The following is a 19,560-nucleotide window of genomic DNA, read 5'->3' as shown; positions in this document are numbered from 1 at the left end:
GGGAATAAATTAAAAAATCTGTTTATTTGCCTTTGTTAGCTGTTAAGCTATTCGCCGATGACACAGCTGAAATTTACAGAAACCGAAAATATTCGCCCTATCGACCTGAAGGCGGAGCTGAAAAAAAGATTTCTCTGGTACGCGATAAGCACTATCGCGTCGAGGGCGCTCCCCGATGTACGCGATGGATTGAAACCTGTTCACCGCAGGATCCTGTACGCCATGTACAGAATGCGCCTCATCCCTGATAACAAGCATCGGAAAAGCGCCGCTGTCGTTGGAGATGTTCTCGGAAAATACCATCCGCACGGCGACCAGGCGGCATACGATACAATGGTAAGGATGGCGCAGGAGTTTTCGCTTCGCTATCCGCTGATAGACGGTCAGGGGAATTTTGGCTCCATCGACGGCGATTCCGCCGCGGCGATGAGGTATACCGAGGCGAAACTAACGCCGGTTGCTATCGAGATTTTGAAGGAGATAGACGAGGAGACAGTCCCTTTTCATCCGAATTACGATTCTACAACTGAAGAACCGCTTTTCCTTCCGTCAAGGATACCAAACCTCCTTATAAACGGTTCTTCGGGAATTGCCGTCGGTATGGCGACAAACATACCGCCGCACAATATGGGGGAGGTTGTCGACGCGCTTGTCGCCGTAATCGACGACCCTGCCCTTAAAACCAATCAACTTTTGAAATATATAAAAGGGCCGGATTTCCCGACCGGCGCAACGATGCTCATTGAAAAGAAAGAACTCCGCTCCATCTATGAAGAAGGGCGCGGAACCGTAAAGATACGCGGCGACTACAAGATCGAAACTCATGTGCGAGGCAACAGGCAGATAATTATCCACGCGATCCCGTACACGGTAAACAAGGCCAAGCTGATAGAGAAAATCGCCCAGATAATTATCGAAAAGAAGATCCCCGCGCTTCACGACATAAGGGATGAATCGGACGAGAATATTCGCATAGTGATAGAGGTTAAAGGCGAGGCCGATATCGGCAAGATCATGGCCTATCTCTACAAATATACCGACATGGAGTACAGCTTCCCGATAAACATGACCGCCCTTGATACCACGAACACCCCAAGAAGGATGTCGCTTGTTGAGATACTGAACATCTTCGGCGAGTTCCGGGTGGATATGACGCAGAAGCGTCTTGAGTTCAGGCTTAACAGGATAAACGAACGGCTCCATATTCTGGTGGCGCTTATTGCCGTTCTGAAAAACCTCGATGACGCGATAGCGATAATCAGGAAATCGAAATCGCGCGACGAGGCAAAGGATGGGCTGAAGAAGAAGTTCAAGCTCGACGAACTGCAGGTGACAGCTGTGCTGGATATCAGGCTGTCGGCTCTGGTGTCTATGGAAGTGGACAGGATCAAAACCGAGGCCGCGAATCTAAAAAAGGAAAAAGAAGAGATAGAGTCCATTCTTGGTTCTAGAGGGAAGAAAAAGATAAAGGACCTGGTAAAGAAGGAGCTTCTCGAAGTAAAGAAAGAGTATGGGGATAAAAGAAAAACCGCCATTGAGTCCAGCTCGGTAGAGGAAGAGGAGTACACAGCCGCAGACTTCATCCATCACGAAGATTGTTTCGTCGTGATAAGCAAGAACGGATGGGTGCGCAGGATGAAGAAGGAGCCGAACGCCGAACAGCTCCGGTTCAAGGATGGCGATTCGCTTCTCCGGGTAATGCCTATGGATACGAGTGAGCATATAGGTTTTTTCACGTCGGCTGGGAAGGTTTACGTTACAAAGGCCCACGATATGCCTCAAACGGCAGGTTTCGGCGAACCGTTGCAGACATTTTTCAAGTTCGGCGACGGCGAAAAGCTTGTCTCGGTCGCATACCTCCCGCATCTCGCAAAGGAAGAGAACGTGAAGGGGGAATATTTTGTCGTGTTCGAGAATGGCTCCGGTTTCCGTTTCGCCAAGGATTCACTTGCGGAGACCAATCGTTCAGGGAAGAAATTCGCGAATGTAAAGGGTGATAACGCGGTTTTCGACGTCGTTGACGCTGAAAAACAATTTATTTATGTTGCAGGGAGCGGCGGCAAGGGGCTTCTTTTCAAGCTTGATGAAGTGCCGGTGCTTTCCGGCGCAGGGGCCGGGGTAAAGTTGATAAAGCTGAAAGGGAAGGAACGGGTGATTGCCGTAAAGTGCGTTGACAAGAAAGATACGATACGCCTCGTATTCGATTCGGGGCGCGATTCGCTTTTCAAAGTAGGCGAGCTTGAAATCGGCAAGAGGGCGACCTCCGGCCGTTCATACGGAGGATTGAAAAAAAATCTGATGGTGGTGTTGATTGACTAGGTATACGTCGGAAGACATTCTGGTACTCGAGGGGCTCGATCCGGTCCGCACCAGGCCAGGGATGTATATCGGCGGGACTGGCGACGACGGCCTGCACCACCTTGTATGGGAAGCTGTGGACAACTCCGTTGACGAGGCGATCAACGGACACTGCAAAAGCATTGAGATAAATATCCTGGAAGAAGGCGGCATCACAATAACCGATGACGGGCGCGGAATTCCGGTGGATATACATAAAAAATTCAAAAAACCGGCACTTGAGCTGATCATGACCACGCTCCATGCTGGTGGAAAATTCGACAATAAGGCGTATTCATCTTCGGGCGGTCTTCACGGCGTCGGTATCTCCGTTGTAAACGCGCTTAGCGAAAGGCTGGACGTAACCGTCTGGCGCGACGGCTTTGAATGGTCTCAGTCGTTTGAACGCGGAAAGCCGGTATCAAAGCTGAAGAAGGGAAAGCCGACGCGAAAACGTGGGACGTCGATATATTTCCATCCCGACAGCAAGATATTCAAAAAGACGAGTTTCAGTTTTAAATCTATTTGCGACCGCGCGGAATCAAAGGCGTTCATCAATTCCGGCCTGAAACTCACCGTAAAGGATGAACGAACAAAGGCGGAGAAGGAATACCTCTTTCAGAACGGGATAAAGGATTATCTCGCGAAGGTGCTCCACGGCAAAAAAGTGATACTGCCTGATCCGTTCTACGTCGGTTCTAAAAACCCTATCAACTGCGAAGCCGCGTTCCAGTGGACGGAAACTACGGAGAGTAAAGTCGAATCTTACTGCAACTCTATAAACACCTCGGATGGTGGAACGCACGAGGCCGGATTGCGCAACGCCCTGACGAAAACTCTAAGGGCCGTAATGGAGAGGCGCGCACCGAAAGGGAAGGCTACCCCGATAATTGTTGACGACGTGAGGGAAGGGCTTGCGGTGATAGTATCGATACTGATAGAAAACCCGCAGTTCCAGGGACAGACAAAAGAGAAGCTGAACAATCCAGAAGTTGCGGGACAGGTGGAAGCGGTTATCCGCCCCGCTTTTGAAAAATACCTCATAGAAAACCCCTCGGTCGCCGACAGGCTTATCTCGCGTGTTGAGCTTTCGGCAAAGGCGAGGATGGCCTCGCGCGCGGCGAGGGAAGATGTGCGCAGGAAGGGGATAATCTCCCACAGGCTCACTCTTCCGGGGAAGCTTGCCGACTGCTCATCCACAAAGCCGGCAGATACCGAGATTTTTATTGTCGAGGGTGATTCCGCCGGCGGCTCCAGCAAACAGGCCCGCGACAGGAGAACGCAGGCGATACTCCCTCTGCGCGGAAAGATACTTAACGTGGAGAACGCGTCCGGAGAGAAACTCACGAACAACGCCGAGATAAACGCCCTCACGCTCTCTATAGGGACAGGCATCGGCGACAAACTTGATATGGACAAGCTGAGATACGGCAAGATAATCATAATGACTGACGCCGACGTGGATGGAGCGCACATTAGCGCGCTGTTGCTTACGTTCTTTTTCAGGTATATGAAAAAGCTTGTTCAGCTCGGGCATGTCTACCTTTCGGTTCCTCCTCTCTACAGGATCTCGGCCGGAAAAGAGGTCCTCTACGCGGTTGACGACGATGAGAAGGAGAAGCACCTCGCAAAACTCAAAGGGAAAAGAGTTGAGATATCCCGTTATAAAGGGCTTGGTGAAATGCCAGCAAGCGTTCTGAAGGAGACAACCATGGACAAGAGCAGGAGAACGCTTCTTCGCGTTGAGCTTGTCGATGAAGAGGATACCGATTCCGTCTTTAAGGATCTGATGGGGAAGGATCCTGAGCCACGCTTCCGGTTCATTACGGAGAACGCGGCAGGTTTCGAGCTCGACGTCTGACTTTCTGTTAGCGCGGGCTTCTGCGTTTGCCCCATCGGGGCGCCTATTTTCCCTAATTTGCGTTGTCTTGGCGCACTCCTGAAAAAAATGGGGATTTTCATATCCCCATTTTCTGCCGGATTTTGTCTGACGGGGAAAATTGGTAAAATAGTAATATCCAGTTTAACTGTAATTGAGGCATCATCTGAATGAGGCAATAAACTCAAGTGGAAAATATAATCGTACGCACAGCAGTTATTTTTCTTTCCCTGGTCCTTTTTGGCTTTGGGATATATCTCGCAGGAGAAGAGGAGTTTTTGCTGATGGCAATTCTCATAACTTGCGGCCTGTTGCTGGTGGTTCTGTCTCTCCTTGATCCGCTGAAGATTGGCGGAAAAATTGTCTCACTTGTCGATTCGCGGCAGATGTGGCCCGGGTACAGCAAATCGGAGAAACACCTGGCAGTGACGCTTTCAAACGACGAATTGACTCCGGATGAAGCGGTTAGAGCTACAGCCCTTTACGAAGAGGTCATAACCCGCTCCGAGGATTCCTGTTCACCCGAAGATTTTCTTCTCCGCGCCACGCAGGAATGGCGCAAGGGGAGGAACGATTTGGCGGTTGAGGATGTTTTTAAGGGACTCAATATGAACCCGAAGGACACCATGGTAAGAGCGGCGTTGCTCAACAGGCTTGGAACCATTTATGAGAAATTGGGGAAAATGGACTGGGCGTTGAAGAAGTATACGGAAGCATGCCTGGTAAACGATGCATACCCGTGGTCCTATTTCAATATCGCCAACGTCTATCTTCTCAACTTGAGCGATTATGAAAAGGCTGAAGAGATATACAAGATTGCCGTACAATTTGACCCGGAAAATCCATTTGTGCGCAACAATCTTGGCGTTCTCTACAGGAGATTGGAGAAATACGCCGCCGCTGAATCTGAATACAGGGAAGCTATCAGGATCTACCCGTCGTTCACAAAGGCCTATTTCAATCTTGGCCTTCTATATCAGGTTCAGGAGAAATTCGATGATGCCGAAAAGGCGTTCAAGAACGCCCTGAATCTCTCCCCCAAGGATCCTCGGATACTTGTGAATGTGCAAAACCTTCAAAAGAGAAATTAGGAACCGGAAACATCGCTATCCCTTTCCATCGATGACTTCTCTATAATGGGGGCGATGGGAAACTGCAGGTTTAATCAGGGCTTTTCAATATTTGAAATCCTGATAGTCATGTTCATCATCGCCATGGTGGCGGGTCTTGGGGTGCCGCGTTTCCAGTCATCGCTCGAAAAGGCCGAGATACGAGCCTCTGCCGGCAAGATCGCTTCGGCGATTCGCGCATCACGATTAATGTCGGTATCCGAGAAAATCCCTCTTACGGTGATACTGGACGGAGAGAACCGGAAGGTTTTTGCCGTGCGTGATGCCGACAGGGAAAGCGGTGAAACAGAGGTGGCTATCACACCTGTCGAACTCATCCCTGAAAACGTAACGCTATGGCAGGGGGGAGAGCAGGTAGTGAAGGCCTATGTCAATTTCCATCCGGTTGGGGCATCTTCCGGGGGACTTTTTTATGTGATCCCCTCCGGCGCGGGGCAGTCGGAAAACGGAGCAGGGTGGATAATCTCCATTGACCCGATCTCGGGCCGGGTAAAGTTGACATCCGTGAAATCAGGGAGAGGGGAAGCAGGATAATGTTATTCCGCGGCAAAGGGGAAAACGGTTTCACTCTTATAGAGATACTTGTCGCGGTAACCGTTCTTGCCATAGCTGTGGCGTCGATATTCCGCGTCTTTGGCGGTTCGCTTCGGACGGTGACAAACGCGGAAGGTTACGCGCGCGCCTCCGTGCTGGCGGAGGCAAAGATGAACGAATTCCTGATGACGGGAGCAGCGCTCCAGCCCGGGAGGGAGAGCGGGATTTTTCCGGACAACAAGGATTACCGATGGGAATCGGAGGTTGAGGAGTATTTCAGAGAAACTGACACCAATAGCGATGAAGAGGCGGGCATAAACGAGCTCGGGAGGATAGCAACATACAGGCTTTCGGTTTCGGTGAACTGGGACGAAGGATCCTCGCTAAGAACGGTTGATCTCGCAACTCTCAAGACAGTCGTGGAGGTTGAGTGAAAAGGTTGGGCGACGGCGGGTTTACACTGCTTGAGCTGATGATTGCCATTACGCTTCTGGCCGGGATGGTGGCGGTACTCTCTCAAGGATTCAACCTCTCGATACGTGTTTGGGAGGCCGCTGAAAGGAGAATAGACGGGCACTATTCGGTAACCGAAGCTGTGAATATGTTCAACAGGGAGATAAAAACCTCAAGGAAGGTCTATGCCTACGACCCTGCCGATAATTCGCGAAGGCTAGCCTTCGTTGGGAATTCAACATCCCTCACATATGTGACCCCGTCGCCAAGGCTCGCTTCCGGACCGAACGTGTCGGGGCTTTATCTGCAACGGATAGTTTACAGACCCGAAGAGAAGGGATTTCTTTTTTTCGAAATCCCTTTCTGGAGTATTTATACACCCGATATGGAAATGGGGGAGCCGATTGAAATAGGTTTTGGGAAAATTGACGATTTCAGTTTCGAATACCTGGTGCCGGAGGCTCGAAGAGTCGGGGAGAGAGAGGAAGTGCCCGAATATTCATGGGTGAGCGAAGTCAATCTGAATCCTGAAGGGAGCTTCGGCGAGGATATGCCGAACATATTTCCAGAGCGCGTGAGGATAATGATAAAGGTGCTGGGCGACGGCTTTTTTGTATGGCCCTCCCAGGAGATACGTCTGTTCAATGAAACCGGAGCGGACGTGGTGGCGGTCAGGTGATGAGACGTATTTTATCGGACCAAAAGGGGATCGCGCTTGCGATCGTAATCTGGCTGCTGGTACTCCTTGCGGTGCTCTCTTCCGAACTGGTGGCAAGCGTTAAGGGGGATGTGAGGGCTGTTGCCAATTTCAGCGAGGACCGTGGGGCGTATTATCTGGCGTACGCGGGGGTACAGCTCGGAATAGGGGAGATTCTGCGTATGCACGATTTCACTTTTGAATCCGAGGAAGCCGGTCTGGTTTTTGGCAAAGGGAGCGAAGAAAACATTCGACTGGAGCCGACCAGAAGGGAAAACATTCCGCTGGGGGATGGGTACGTATCCTACAGGATAGAGGATGAAAACAGGAAGCTGAATTTGAACGTCCTCGCAAAGGATCCTGTAAGGTTCTCGCTTCTGTTTGCCATTCTTTTTTCTGAAGGGGAGGTCGATATAGCGCTGGTAGTCGACTCGATACTTGACTGGGTCGACGCGGATGAACTTTCGCGCCCGAACGGAGCGGAAAGCGATTACTATGCTTCGCTTCCTGATCCATACGAAGCAAAAAATTCCGAATTCGACACGCTAAACGAGTTGCGTAGAGTGAGAGGGATTTCCGAATCGGTTTATCAAACACTCGCAAAGGTGCTGACCGTTTACCCCGCAACCGGGATCAATGTTAATACCGCTTCACCGGAGGCGCTTTTTGTATCAGGGAAGAACGAAGCGGAGATAGACGAAATAATGTCTTTCAGGGAGATGAACGGATTTGCCTCTCTTGTGGATAAATCGGATGTATTTACCATCGTCTCTTCCGGGCGGTTTACAGGGAACAAGATGGCCCATCACATCCGCGCAGTCGTGAAGCGTTTGCCAAATGGAAATATTGTGATACTCGACTGGACAGATGACTATTACGGAGAAGATTTCGTTCCGGCAATATCCGAATCCTCGGAAGGAGGGAGGGTCGGGGGCGAGTAGTGGAGACTCACCCCCGGTGAAGAGTAGGAGAAAGTAGAAGCTGGCTTTTCAACCAGCTTCCCTGACCTATGTATAGAGCAATTACTATGCCGTACTCCGGTTCAACTGTATAAGCAATAAATACAGATGGTTATGCGGAAAATGGAGCGTTGTAAACCTTGTGGAATTTATAAAATAAAATTAGGTGTATGAAATAATATCCTGTATTATCCTTGAAATTAGTTTTGAGGCAGTTTAGTTGTATGGTCATGCAGGCACATTGAAAATGTTAGGTGTTAATGGCAGGTCTTCAAAGGGAAAAGAAAATCTGCCTATTATTTTTTCCCATTAAAATGTTACAATACATCGGTTTTAAATGAATCAAATGGAGGTAAATTAAAAAATGAGCGTAGAAGAAAAGGTAAACGAGATCATCGCGCAACAGCTCGATGTAAAGATTGAAGAGATTAAGCCCGAGTCGTCATTTATCGAAGACCTTGGCGCGGATTCTCTGGACACCGCGGAGCTTGTCATGGCTTTTGAAGAGGCATTCGACATCGAAATTCCCGATGATGACGCCGAAAAAATTCAGAAGGTCATCGACGTGACCACATATATCAAGAAAAAGAAGGGTTAAGTCAAGGTTTCTTAATGGCGAGAAGAGTTGTTGTCACCGGGTTGGGGATGCTCACCCCGCTGGGCAACAGTGTTTCCGAAACGTGGGCGGGGATAAAGGCCGGGAAGAACGGCATCGGCCCTATCACGAAATTCGACGCATCTGAATATCCGGTAACCTTTGCAGGCGAGGTGCGTGGATTTGATCCGCTCGTATGGATAGGGAAGAAGGACATCAAGAAGGTCGATACTTTCATCCAGTATGGAATAGCTTCGGCCATGATGGCTGTTGAGGACGCTTCCCTGAAGATAGGTGAAGGTTCCTCCATTTCCGCTGAAAGGGTGGGGGTGATCATCGGTTCAGGGATAGGCGGCTTGCCGGCCATCGAGTATTACCACTCAGTTGTCCTTGAAAAGGGACCTCGCAAGATATCCCCGTTCTTCATTCCGATGGTTATCAACAATATGGCTGCAGGCCATGTATCGATGATGACCGGCGCAAAGGGGCCAAACAGCTGTGTAACCACAGCATGTTCAACCGGTACGCACGCAATCGGCGATTCCTTCAAGGTAATTCAGCGCGGCGATGCCGACGTCATGATCGCCGGCGGGACGGAAGCGTGCGTATGTCCGCTGGCAGTGGGGGGATTTGCCGCCGCGAAGGCGCTCTCCACCAGGAACGACGATCCGGCACATGCCAGCAGACCTTTTGACAAGGATCGGGACGGCTTTGTCCTTGGCGAAGGGGCGGGCGTAGTTGTGCTGGAGGAGTATGAGCACGCAAGAAAAAGGGGGGCGAAAATCTATTGCGAACTGGCCGGGTACGGCATGAGCAGTGACGCCTACCACATTACTTCGCCACCACCGGAAGGTGACGGCGCAGTCGCGTGCATGACCAACGCAATAAACGATTCCGGCCTAAAGCCGGAAGATATTGACTACGTAAACGCGCACGGCACTTCAACCGGCGCGGACGTGATAGAAACAAAAGCGGTAAAGAGGGTCTTCGGGGAACACGCTTACAAACTTCATGTGTCGAGCACAAAGTCGATGACTGGTCATCTTCTTGGAGCGGCGGGGGGCATTGAGGCTATTTTTGCGATTAAGGCGATAGAAGAGGGGATTCTCCCTCCGACCATCAACCATAATGAACCGGACCCCGAATGTGACCTGAACTATGTTCCTAACAAGGCCATAGAGAAAAGTCTGAATGCCGCGATTTCCAACTCATTCGGCTTCGGGGGGACGAACGCTAGCTTGGTGTTCCGAAAATCGGATAAATAGTGCTTTTCTTCAGACGCAAGCTCGCTGTCAGGGACCCTGCAAGGGAAAAGGTTCTTCGGGAGTTTGAAAAAAAGGCTGGATACCGATTTAAGAATATAAACCTTCTCAATACCGCCTTGACGCACCCCTCCTATCTGCATGAAAAACAGATCAAGGACAGATCCCACTATGAGCGGATGGAGTTCCTGGGAGATTCGGTGTTGAGCCTGGTTGTCTGCAGTCATATCTATACGGTCTTTCCGCACTATAGCGAAGGTTCCCTTTCCGATATCAAATCCCATGTCGTCAGCGAGAAGGCGCTCGCAATCGTAGCCACGCGAATGGAGCTCGGCAAGTACATCCTTTTTGGTACCGGCGAAGCAGGGACGGGGGGGAGAAGGAAGGCGTCCATTCTTGCCAACGTATTTGAATCTGTCGTTGGGGCCATCTACCTTGACGGTGGTTTCGAGCAGGCGAGCAGATACATCCTGCGTTTTGCAGCCGATGACATAGTCGAACATCCGCCAGACCGCGAATCAAGCAACTACAAGGGGATACTCCAAAAGATGAGCCAGGATTTTTTCGGGGCTGACCCTCATTACAGGGTGGTTACCGAAAAAGGGCCGTCGCATTCGCCGACATTTGAAATAGAAGTCTGGGTAAAGGAGACGATGCTCGGCAAAAGCACAGGGCGCTCCAAAAAGGATGCAGAGCAGAAGGCCGCCAAAAAGTGTCTTGAATTCTTCAAATCCGAAGAAGCGCTCTCCCATGTCGAAAAGAAACCGCAAGGCAAGAAAAAGAAACGCCGAAAAAGCGCGAAGAAAATGGATTCCGGCAGTGAGGAAAGGATTTTCGGGCAGTAATAGTGGCCTCTCACGACGCTTTGAAGCTGAAAATAAACGAGATTTTCCACTCTCTTCAGGGGGAGTCGAGCCGGGCCGGATTCCCAACAGTATTCATAAGATTTTCCCTCTGCAATCTCCGATGCGGGTACTGCGATACCCCCTATGCCTATGAAGACGGGGATTTCATGTCGATAGATGAGATCGTCAGCAAAGTCGGCGAGTTTGGATGCAAACGTGTGGAGATTACCGGCGGCGAACCGATGTTCCAGGATGGTGTGATCGAGCTTGCCGAAAGGTTCATCGCGGACGGATACCAGGTGATGATGGAGACAAACGGAACTTTCGAACTCTCAGGGCTTCCCGATGAACTGATAAAAATTGTCGATATCAAATGTCCCGACAGCGGGGCGGCTGATACTTTTGTCGAAGCCAATCTTGCTTATATCCGCAAGAGCGACGAAATAAAGTTTGTAATATCTTCAGTAAATGATTTTGAGTGGGCTGTAGAAAAAACGGCCGAGAAGGGTCTCCTTTCGCTCTGCACGGTGAACATCTCTCCAGCCATCGGGGAGGTTGATGCCGAGGAGGCGGCCCAATGGATACTCGACAGCGGACTCGATTTCCGCCTGAACCTGCAGATGCATAAATATCTGGATATCCCTTGATTCGTCCAGCCGTCCAGTTGCTGTATTTTTCAGGAAAAGACAATTATTATGAAAAAATGTTAAATTATTGAGTGAAGAAAGTATTGTATTGGTTATAAACCTTAAAGTCGGGACTTATCCAGGATGAATGAAAAGAAAAAGGTGAGGGTTATTCTTGCCGAGGACGAATTCCATATCAGGGAGCTGATGAAGAGGGTATTCCTCTCCATGAATACGGAAGTTGTTGCCGAAGCCGGGAACGGGAGTGAAGCGGTAAACCTGTATCGTCAGCATAAACCCGACATTCTCCTGCTGGATATAAACATGCCTCAAGTTGACGGCAGAGCGGCGCTGAAGCAGGTGATGAAGGAATTTCCAAAAGCGTTCGTCGTGATGCTTACTGCCGTAAGCTCGATGAATGTCGTGCAGGAGTGTCTTGACGCCGGGGCGTCGTGCTATATAAGGAAAGACACGTCGCTCGACGAGATCAAGGCGAGCATAAAGGAATCGTGGGGCTTTTACCAGAAATCAATTAAAGGGAAGTAAACATGCCGGTAAAATACAATCTTGCGAAGATGCTGGAAGAGATAAAGGAAGACAGCAAGATTCATGTCGTGATTGAGAAAAAATGGGCCTCACAGGCCGACATCAGAAAAATGCTCGAAGAGAAAAGAAAAAAAGAAACCGGCAAATGAGCCATAAAAACCAGAAATTCCTGAGTATTCTAGTCGAGAAGAAAATTGTCGATGAAAAAGTCCTGAACCTTCTCCTCAGACAGTACAAGCAGGACACATATGAAATACTCATTCACATTATCGGCGAGGGGCTTGTCTCAAGGGAAGAGGGGGGGATGCTGTATGGCGACGGGTTCGGATTTGCGTGGCTCGACTGCAATGAAACACTGTTCCGCCCCGAAGTAATTTCCAAGTTACCAAAGGAATTCTCAAAAAAACATGAGATAGTGCTCGTTTATCAGCTAGGAGATGCGATAACCGCCGTGATGTCGAATCCTCTGGATCAAAAAGTGATAAAGGAGGCGGAAAAAATAACCGGCGCGAAAATAAGCCCGTCGTTCGCATTCCGCGAGGATATTCTCGATACGATTGAGATCCAGTACAAGACCGTTCACGAACTCGAAGAACAGCTAGGGAAGATCGACGTTTCAAAACTCATAACTCCCGGCAGGGAGATAACCGCAGTCGAATTGAACAGGATGGCGGGGGATCAGTCGGTCATCGATTTTTCACAGTCGATTCTCCTCCTTGGAGTGAAGGAGGGGGCCAGCGACATCCATATCGAACCGACTGAAAAGCAGGTGCGTATCCGTTTCCGCGTAGACGGCCTGATGCGGGAGAGGGTGAAACTGTTCAAGGATCTGCACGCCCCCCTGATATCGCGAATAAAGATCCTTGGCGGAATGGATATCTCGGAGAGACGCAAACCTCAGGACGGAAGGATAAGCATTCTACTCTCAAAAAAAACGGTCGACTTCAGGGTCTCTACGGCGCCCACCGTTTTCGGGGAAAAGGCGGTGCTGAGGATCCTTGGTGAAGTGCAGGTGCGTACCGTGCCGGAGCTTGAGGATATTTACCTTTCAAAAGCGATCTATGACAAGGTCATCAGGCTTGTGAAATCATCCAACGGCGTATTCTTCGTCACCGGGCCGACAGGTAGCGGAAAGACAACAACACTCTTCTCCACCTTGAAGCGGATCAGCAAACCGGAATTGAATGTAATGACAGTAGAGGATCCTGTCGAATACTCAGTCCCCGGGATCAACCAGGTGCAGATAAACCATTCGATAGGCCTTAATTTTTCCACGGTGCTCCGCTCGATATTGAGGCAGGATCCGGATGTAATACTGATAGGGGAGATACGAGACCTGGAAACGGCAAAAATGGCGACCGAGGCGGCGCTTACAGGGCACCTGGTCCTTTCAACCCTGCATACCAACAACGCCATACAGGCGGTCACGCGGCTTATAGAGATAGGGGTAGAGCCTTTCATCGTCGGGCCATCAATTATCGGCGTGATGTCGCAAAGGCTTGCGAGAATGCTTTGCGACAACTGCAAGGAGAGCTACACGCCGTCCAGAAAAGAGATGGACGAGCTTTTCGAGTGGGACGGAAAGACCGAGGTCAAGTTCTGTCGGCCAAAGGGTTGCCAGATCTGCAACGGGAGCGGTTACAAGGGGCGGATCGGGATCCATGAAATGATCTTTGTTACCGAGCGATTGAGAGAGATGGTGATAGCGAACGCCTCCACTCTGGAATTGAAGAGAGCGGCCGAGGAAGAGGGGTATCTGAATCTGCGATACGATGGTATCAAGAAGGTCCTCCGGGGATTAACTACGATCGATGAGATTGACCGCGTCGCCTATTTCGAGGAGTAGAAAAACAGGTCCGTTAGCGGGACTGAAGTGACGACGTCAAAGAGAAGATGCGTTGCTATTCTCTACCCGCGTGCTTTGCCTCTGCGGGGATCAGCGCGTTCAGCCGATGTTCGCGCTCCTCTTTTGGGAGTGCGCCGATTTCATTCACCTCAGCGTAAAACTCATCAAGGTTCCCGTTTTTTAAGTCAAGAAGCCTCCTGAAGGAGGGTACAAGGTCGTAATAGGTGTATACGGAAGCGAGTTTTGCGTTGTTCAGATCCTTATAGAACATTTGGCGGTATTCGCTTCTGGTTCCGGGAGTTGCCGATTCCCTCCGGTATTCCTCCAGCATCTCGTTCAATATTGTTTTTTTCATGTCGCGCATTTCATCCGGCCCCGCTCCGGAATCGTAAACCGTTTTCAATCGCTCCCGGTATTTCATGACATTCCCGGCGAACATCGCTTTTCTTTTCTGAAAATCGTTGTAGGCGTTCAACTGCGCTTCATTGCCGTTGCTTTTTACCCATCGCATCACCCCTTCGTGTTCCACAACGCTCGCAAGCGATTCGTTGAACACAGAATCGTCTTTTATATATATCTTGGCATGTGTAAGCTCGTGGATTATCAATCCTGCAAGGTTCTGTTCCGGCCAGGAGAGGAATGTGCTCAGCACCGGATCGTCGAACCATCCAAGCGTCGAGTACGCCGCGATCGGGAGGACCGAAACATCATACCCCTCCTCGCGCAGGGTCTCAGCGAAAGCGTCGGCGTCTTCCCGGTTGAAATACCCGCGATAACTAACGCAACCCGCAACAGGGAAGCACCATTTCAATGGGGATAGGGAAAATTCAGGTGTGGCGACCACGCTCCATGCAAGATACCTTCTGTCCAGTTCGACATATCCCGTAAAACTTCCGTTGTCCGGCAGTTTCATTTCGGCGGTCGCGAAAGCGCGTATCTTCCTTACCTTGTTGAGCTTCTCCTTTAGATCGCCGGAGACCTCCTCATCCCTTAGAACTTTTTCTATCGGCTTTCGTTTCGCGTACAGTTTAAGATGTCCTGTAACCGCCTGCGAGTAATATGCCGATGTGTTGCACGATGTAAGAAGGAGTGCAGAGGCGCAGAGCGCGCATATAAGCAGACTTCCTCTAATGACTCGAATTGGCAAACTATTTTTCCGTGAATCTCTCGAAGAGCTCGTAACCGTTTGCGATTTTCATCGAGCCGTTCATGGTGATGATCGATTCGTCAAACGCGGGGGCTGATGCCGAAGCGCCGTTGAGTTTCGGCCAGATAGCGAACGGCACCGGGTCTGTGGTATGTGTCATCAGTTCTATCGGTGTAGGGTGGTCGGATAAAACTATCGCCCTTCCGTTCAGTCTGGCAATCTCATCAAGGAGCGGGCCGACTATCTTCGCGTCGAAATCTTCGATCGCCCTTATCTTGTTTTCGATGGAGCCCTGGTGGCCCGATTCGTCCGGCGATTCGATGTGGATGTATACGAAATCGTTTTTCGCAAGACCTTCCTTCGCCGCGCGCATCTTCCCTTCGTAATTGGTGTCGATGAACCCTGTCGCTCCCTCGACGTTTATCACGTCCATCCCGGCGAGAACGCCGAGCCCCTTCATCAGGTCGACAGCCGAGATCATGGTCCCGGTGATCCCGCGGAAATCCTTCAGCTTCGGCATTGAGGGGGCTTTCCCCTGTCCCCAGAGCCAGATGGAGTTCGCTTCGGATTTCCCGTCGTCCTTTCTCTTTACGTTTACGGAATGCGGTTTCAAAATTATCTGCGCTTCGGTGGTGATCATGTTGAGCCTCTCCCCGGCATCGCCGCGCGGAAGATAATTTCTTATGCTCTTCCCTGTAATATCGTGCGGTGGAGTGGTTTCGGCCTTTTCATTTCCGTTTTTCCATATCATCAGGTGCCGGTAACTTACACCGGGGTGGAACTCTATGTCCCCCTTGCCGAAGTAATCGTTTAAAGCTTTTATCAGCTGAGCCGCTTCGCCGGACGAGATGTGCCCGGCGGAGAAGTCCTCCATGAAAACCCCTTCGGCGGTAGGAGAAAGGGTAACGAGGTTGCACCGGTATGCCACGTCGTTTTTGCCAAGCGGAATGTGCATCCCCGCCGCTTCAAGAGGTGCGCGTCCGGTGTAGTATTTCTTCGGGTCGTATCCGAGTAGCCCCATGTTGGTCACGTCCGAACCCGGCTCAAACCCCTCCGGCACGGTGTGAACAAAGCCTGCGCTCCCTTCACGCGCCATCCTGTCCATGTTTGGTGTCTTTGCCGCCTGGAGAGGTGTTTTTCCGCCTAGCTGTTCGAGGGGTCTATCGGGCATTCCGTCGCCGAGGAGAATAATTCTTTTTCCGCTGTCTTTCATTTTTGTCCTTCCGGTTAGTTATAGATTGAATTCTACCTTAAAGAGGCAAATTGGAGAAATGCGCGGCTTGCGCAGGTGGCGGATAAAATTCAGGAAAGGGGTGGGTTGCCGGGACAACGAAAGAAGATTTATCGAATTACGGACGATCACTCTTCCAGGCGGATGATAACGGTCTTGTCTTTTGTCGTTTCAAGCTTGTCTATCTTCTCCACCGCCGCGCGGATATTTTTTTCGAGCGCCGTGTGGGTGGTTATCATCAGCGGTACAGTGTCGCCATGAACATCCTTCTGGTAAGCGGTGGAGATGCTTATATTGTTGTCCCCCAGTATTTTCGCCATGCTTGCGAGAACTCCGGGCCTGTCCTCCACATAGAAGCGGAGGTAGTAACAGCATTCGATCTCTTCGATAGGTTTCATAGGCAGATTTTTTCTCGCGGACTGGATGAAAGCCGCGGGGGCCACGCGCCCTACCGATCCGCTGTTTATGTTCCGCGCTATTTCCACGATATCGGCGATAACGGCGCTCGAGGTGGCATCCCCCCCCGCGCCGGGACCGATAAGCATAAGTTCGTCGGCGTGCGAGACTTTCAGTTCCACAGCGTTTGTTACGCCGTTGACCTTCGCGAGAGGTTCGCCGCAGTCCAGCATCGCCGGGTGCACCCGCACGTCTATCTTTCCGTTATCCATCCGGGCGATGCCGAGGAGCTTTATCACCTTGTCGAACTTTTTTGCGTAGTCGAAATCGTCGGAATTCAGTCTTGATATTCCTTCGACAAGTATTGAATCGAAGTCTACCGGGGTGCCGAACGAGAGCGACGCCATGATGGCGATCTTGTGCGCCGCGTCTATCCCTTCAATGTCGAAGGTAGGATCTTTTTCCGCGTAGCCGAGCCGTTGGGCTTCCGCGAGGACGTCGGCGAAGTTCGCGTTCGATTCGGTCATTTTCGTAAGAATGTAGTTAGCGGTTCCGTTGATGATCCCTAGTACGGAATGTATCTTCCCGGCGACGATCCCTTCCTTGAGAGTTCGGATAATCGGCACCGCTCCTGCCACGCTCGCCTCGAAGCAGAATTCCACGCCAGCCTTTTGGGCTTCTTCGTAAATCTTTTCACCCTTCTTTGCTATCAGGTGTTTATTCGCGGTAACTATATGTTTTCCAGCCTTGATCGCCTTTATTATTGTTTCGAAGGCGAAGTCTAGCCCACCCATGAGTTCCACCACGATATCTATCTCTTTCGAGGCGATTATTTCGTTGAGGTCTTTTGTGAATAGAGGGCCCGCACTTTCCGGTACCCCTTTTTTCCTGCCGAAATCAAGCTCGGCGATCTTTTTGATCTCCACCTCAAGGCCGCACCTGCGTGAGATATCCTCCGCGCCGAGAATGAGGTTTTTCACCACTGCTGAGCCGATGACCCCGCATCCGAGAATGCCTACGCCGATCTTCTTCATGAAAGTATCCCCTTGATTCCGCGTATCGCCTGCCTTGTCCTGTGTTCGTTTTCCACCAGGGCGAATCGCACAAACCCGTCCCCTTCCTTTCCAAAGCCGAGACCGGGCGAAACCGCTACCTTGGCCTCGGCAAGGAGTTTTTTGCTGAACTCCATCGAGCCCATATCCCTGAATTTTTCCGGGAGGGGCGCCCATACGAACATCGTTGCTTTCGGTTTTTCGATCTTCCACCCTATTCGCGCCAGCCCGTCAATAAGCACATCTCTACGTTTTTTGTAAACCTCCGAGATATCCTCGACGACCTTTCTCTCGCTTTCAAGCGCGATGATGCTTGCTATCTGTATCGGCTGGAACATCCCGTAATCGAGGTATCCCTTCAAACGGGTAAGCGCCTGAACCATCTCCCTGTTGCCGCAACAGAACCCGACACGCCATCCCGGCATGTTGTAGCTTTTCGAGAGTGTAAACATCTCCACTCCGACATCCTTGGCGCCGGGGGTGGCAAGGAAGCTCGGAGCCTTATAGCCGTCGAACAGGATGTCGGCGTAGGCGAAATCGTGAATAACCATCACCTCGTGCTCCTTGGCAAAGGCGACAACCTTCACGAAAAATTCGGAATCTACACATGCCGTCGTAGGGTTGTGCGGATAGTTCAGTAGAAGCGCCTTCGGTCTTGGCCATGCGCTACTGAAAGCCTCAAGAAGTTTTTCAAAGAAATCTTCGCCCTGCCTGAGGGGAACGGAGATCACGTCGCCGTTTGCTATCACTACGGCGTATGTATGTATGGAGTATGTCGGGGTCGGGACAAGCACAGTATCCCCCGGCCCTATGCAGGCAAGCATAAGGTGGGATATCCCTTCCTTCGATCCGATGGTCACCACCGTTTCGGTGTCGGGATTCAGGCTTACGCCGTGGTTTTTCATATACCAGTCCGTGATCCTCTGCCGGAGCATTTTGATGCCGCGTGATGCGGAGTAGCGATGGTTGTGCCCCTTTCGGGTGGCATCGATCATCTTGTCGACAATGTGCTGTGGTGTCGGCATGTCTGGATTTCCCATACCGAAATCGATAATGTCCTCGCCACGCCTTCTCGCTTCATCGCGCAGGCGTGTTACTTCAGCCAGCACATACGGCGGGAGGCGGTCTATCCTTGCGAAATTGAACTTCATGAGCCGCTCTTTTCCAGTTTGGCCACATCTTCGGCCATATACGAACTCCGCACAAACGGGGCGGAGAATACGGTCGGTATCCCGATCGACCGCGCCGATTCAGCCAGGGTGTCGAATCGTTCCTGCGGAAAGTATTCCGCTACGGGGAGGTGTCCTTTCGACGGGGAGAGGTATTGTCCGATGGTCAATATTTCCACGCCAGCGTCTTTCAAATTTTCAAATGTTGTCATAAGTTCCTTTTCTTCTTCTCCAAATCCGATCATGATACCCGATTTTACGGTCACATTCCTCAGCGAAGAACGCTTAAGGACGCCGATAGAGCGCGTAAAATCCGCCTGCGGCCTGATAAGGGGGTAGAGCCGTTCAACAGTTTCAATGTTGTGGTTCAGTATCTCCGGCTTTTCACGGAGGACTGCGTCAAGCGCGTCCGTATCCCCCTTGAAGTCGGGGATGAGGAGTTCGATCATCGTGGAAGGATTATCCCTTCTGACAGCGCGTACGGTTTTGGCAAACTGCTCTGCCCCCCCGTCGTGAAGGTCGTCCCTCGTTACGGAAGTAATAACTGCGTGCGTTATCCCAAGCTCTTTTACCATGCGGGCGATGTTATCCGGCTCGGATGGATCGGGTGATGCTGGGATTCCTCTTTGAACAGCGCAGTAGCCACAGGTGCGATTGCAGATATCGCCAAGTATCATGAACGTTGCAGTTTTTCGGCTGAAGCATTCGCCAATATTCGGGCATCGGGCCGATTCGCAGACGGTATGCAGATTTTTTTTTCTCAGGCTCCGCTTTATCTCCGCGGTCTCGTTGAATGACAGTTTTTTCCTGAGCCAATCCGGTTTTTTCGTTCGGAGCGGCAGGGCTTTTTCCATAG

At 50.9% G+C, this 19,560-nt stretch carries 19 protein-coding genes; 14 read left to right on the top strand and 5 right to left on the bottom strand.

The window, feature by feature from the left end:
• The first annotated feature begins 57 nt into the window (after positions 1–57).
• The 14 genes from parC (at position 58) to OEY64_10765 (ending at position 13,709) form a co-directional block, all read left to right on the top strand.
• Positions 58–2,319 (top strand): DNA topoisomerase IV subunit A, encoded by a 2,262-nt coding sequence (gene parC, locus OEY64_10830; protein ID MDH5543443.1) that lies wholly within the window; start codon positions 58–60, stop codon positions 2,317–2,319.
• Positions 2,312–4,198 carry a type IIA DNA topoisomerase subunit B gene (locus OEY64_10825; protein ID MDH5543442.1) on the top strand — a complete coding sequence of 629 codons (1,887 nt, stop codon included), beginning with the start codon at positions 2,312–2,314 and terminating at the stop codon, positions 4,196–4,198. Before parC ends, OEY64_10825 begins: the two co-directional genes overlap by 8 nt.
• A 302-nt stretch (positions 4,199–4,500) precedes the next feature.
• A complete protein-coding gene (locus tag OEY64_10820; protein MDH5543441.1) occupies positions 4,501–5,307 on the top strand; it encodes a tetratricopeptide repeat protein in 807 nt (268 codons plus the stop codon).
• A 54-nt stretch (positions 5,308–5,361) separates the two neighbouring features.
• Complete coding sequence (locus OEY64_10815; GenBank protein ID MDH5543440.1) at positions 5,362–5,880, top strand: prepilin-type N-terminal cleavage/methylation domain-containing protein; 519 nt, start codon at positions 5,362–5,364, stop codon at positions 5,878–5,880.
• Positions 5,880–6,314: a type II secretion system GspH family protein gene (locus OEY64_10810; GenBank protein MDH5543439.1), complete on the top strand. Its 435-nt coding sequence runs from the start codon at positions 5,880–5,882 to the stop codon at positions 6,312–6,314. The genes OEY64_10815 and OEY64_10810 overlap by 1 nt, the downstream gene beginning before the upstream one ends.
• The gene (locus tag OEY64_10805) at positions 6,311–7,012 is read left to right on the top strand and encodes a prepilin-type N-terminal cleavage/methylation domain-containing protein (protein ID MDH5543438.1); all 702 of its coding nucleotides are present in this window, start codon (positions 6,311–6,313) and stop codon (positions 7,010–7,012) included. The genes OEY64_10810 and OEY64_10805 overlap by 4 nt, the downstream gene beginning before the upstream one ends.
• Positions 7,012–7,971 (top strand): general secretion pathway protein GspK, encoded by a 960-nt coding sequence (locus OEY64_10800; protein MDH5543437.1) that lies wholly within the window; start codon positions 7,012–7,014, stop codon positions 7,969–7,971. Before OEY64_10805 ends, OEY64_10800 begins: the two co-directional genes overlap by 1 nt.
• 382 nt (positions 7,972–8,353) lie before the next feature.
• Entirely contained in the window at positions 8,354–8,587 is a 234-nt protein-coding gene (acpP, locus tag OEY64_10795) for an acyl carrier protein (GenBank protein MDH5543436.1), read from the top strand.
• Positions 8,588–8,601: 14 nt separating this feature from the next.
• On the top strand, positions 8,602–9,849 hold the full coding sequence (gene fabF, locus OEY64_10790) for a beta-ketoacyl-ACP synthase II (GenBank protein ID MDH5543435.1): 1,248 nt from the start codon (positions 8,602–8,604) through the stop codon (positions 9,847–9,849).
• Entirely contained in the window at positions 9,849–10,691 is an 843-nt protein-coding gene (gene rnc / locus OEY64_10785; GenBank protein ID MDH5543434.1) for a ribonuclease III, read from the top strand. Before fabF ends, rnc begins: the two co-directional genes overlap by 1 nt.
• A gap of 2 nt (positions 10,692–10,693) precedes the next feature.
• Entirely contained in the window at positions 10,694–11,338 is a 645-nt protein-coding gene (locus OEY64_10780; protein MDH5543433.1) for a radical SAM protein, read from the top strand.
• Between the two features lie 123 nt (positions 11,339–11,461).
• Positions 11,462–11,863 (top strand): response regulator transcription factor, encoded by a 402-nt coding sequence (locus tag OEY64_10775; GenBank protein ID MDH5543432.1) that lies wholly within the window; start codon positions 11,462–11,464, stop codon positions 11,861–11,863.
• A gap of 2 nt (positions 11,864–11,865) precedes the next feature.
• Complete coding sequence (locus OEY64_10770) at positions 11,866–12,012, top strand: hypothetical protein (GenBank protein ID MDH5543431.1); 147 nt, start codon at positions 11,866–11,868, stop codon at positions 12,010–12,012.
• Entirely contained in the window at positions 12,009–13,709 is a 1,701-nt protein-coding gene (locus OEY64_10765; GenBank protein ID MDH5543430.1) for a GspE/PulE family protein, read from the top strand. Before OEY64_10770 ends, OEY64_10765 begins: the two co-directional genes overlap by 4 nt.
• 55 nt (positions 13,710–13,764) lie before the next feature.
• Here OEY64_10765 and OEY64_10760 read toward each other — a convergent pair whose 3' ends face one another.
• From OEY64_10760 to lipA, 5 genes are all read right to left on the bottom strand, one after another.
• Positions 13,765–14,856 (bottom strand): aminopeptidase, encoded by a 1,092-nt coding sequence (locus tag OEY64_10760; GenBank protein ID MDH5543429.1) that lies wholly within the window; start codon positions 14,854–14,856, stop codon positions 13,765–13,767.
• 1 nt (position 14,857) lies between these two features.
• On the bottom strand, positions 14,858–16,069 hold the full coding sequence (locus OEY64_10755) for a cofactor-independent phosphoglycerate mutase (GenBank protein ID MDH5543428.1): 1,212 nt from the start codon (positions 16,067–16,069) through the stop codon (positions 14,858–14,860).
• A 146-nt stretch (positions 16,070–16,215) separates the two neighbouring features.
• On the bottom strand, positions 16,216–17,517 hold the full coding sequence (locus OEY64_10750) for a homoserine dehydrogenase (GenBank protein MDH5543427.1): 1,302 nt from the start codon (positions 17,515–17,517) through the stop codon (positions 16,216–16,218).
• The gene (locus tag OEY64_10745; protein ID MDH5543426.1) at positions 17,514–18,686 is read right to left on the bottom strand and encodes an aminotransferase class I/II-fold pyridoxal phosphate-dependent enzyme; all 1,173 of its coding nucleotides are present in this window, start codon (positions 18,684–18,686) and stop codon (positions 17,514–17,516) included. Before OEY64_10745 ends, OEY64_10750 begins: the two co-directional genes overlap by 4 nt.
• On the bottom strand, positions 18,683–19,558 hold the full coding sequence (gene lipA / locus OEY64_10740; protein MDH5543425.1) for a lipoyl synthase: 876 nt from the start codon (positions 19,556–19,558) through the stop codon (positions 18,683–18,685). The genes OEY64_10745 and lipA overlap by 4 nt, the downstream gene beginning before the upstream one ends.
• Between the last annotated feature and the right edge of the window lie 2 nt (positions 19,559–19,560).

It is taken from the genome of Nitrospinota bacterium (assembly GCA_029881495.1).
Classification (GTDB): Bacteria; Nitrospinota_A; UBA7883; order JACRGQ01; family JACRGQ01; genus JAOUMJ01.
This window is presented reverse-complemented; position numbering and strand designations above follow the sequence as displayed.

Bases quoted from the DNA above. Each gene is read 5' to 3' on its own strand.
- OEY64_10765 (MDH5543430.1), top strand. From the start codon at position 12,009: ATGAGCCATAAAAACCAGAAATTCCTGAGTATTCTAGTCGAGAAGAAA.
- fabF (MDH5543435.1), top strand. From the start codon at position 8,602: ATGGCGAGAAGAGTTGTTGTCACCGGGTTGGGGATGCTCACCCCGCTG.
- parC (MDH5543443.1), top strand. From the start codon at position 58: ATGACACAGCTGAAATTTACAGAAACCGAAAATATTCGCCCTATCGAC.
- acpP (MDH5543436.1), top strand. From the start codon at position 8,354: ATGAGCGTAGAAGAAAAGGTAAACGAGATCATCGCGCAACAGCTCGAT.
- OEY64_10820 (MDH5543441.1), top strand. From the start codon at position 4,501: ATGGCAATTCTCATAACTTGCGGCCTGTTGCTGGTGGTTCTGTCTCTC.
- OEY64_10815 (MDH5543440.1), top strand. From the start codon at position 5,362: ATGGGAAACTGCAGGTTTAATCAGGGCTTTTCAATATTTGAAATCCTG.
- lipA (MDH5543425.1), bottom strand. From the start codon at position 19,558: ATGGAAAAAGCCCTGCCGCTCCGAACGAAAAAACCGGATTGGCTCAGG.
- OEY64_10750 (MDH5543427.1), bottom strand. From the start codon at position 17,517: ATGAAGAAGATCGGCGTAGGCATTCTCGGATGCGGGGTCATCGGCTCA.
- OEY64_10755 (MDH5543428.1), bottom strand. From the start codon at position 16,069: ATGAAAGACAGCGGAAAAAGAATTATTCTCCTCGGCGACGGAATGCCC.
- OEY64_10810 (MDH5543439.1), top strand. From the start codon at position 5,880: ATGTTATTCCGCGGCAAAGGGGAAAACGGTTTCACTCTTATAGAGATA.
- OEY64_10775 (MDH5543432.1), top strand. From the start codon at position 11,462: ATGAATGAAAAGAAAAAGGTGAGGGTTATTCTTGCCGAGGACGAATTC.
- OEY64_10745 (MDH5543426.1), bottom strand. From the start codon at position 18,686: ATGAAGTTCAATTTCGCAAGGATAGACCGCCTCCCGCCGTATGTGCTG.
- OEY64_10800 (MDH5543437.1), top strand. From the start codon at position 7,012: ATGAGACGTATTTTATCGGACCAAAAGGGGATCGCGCTTGCGATCGTA.
- OEY64_10770 (MDH5543431.1), top strand. From the start codon at position 11,866: ATGCCGGTAAAATACAATCTTGCGAAGATGCTGGAAGAGATAAAGGAA.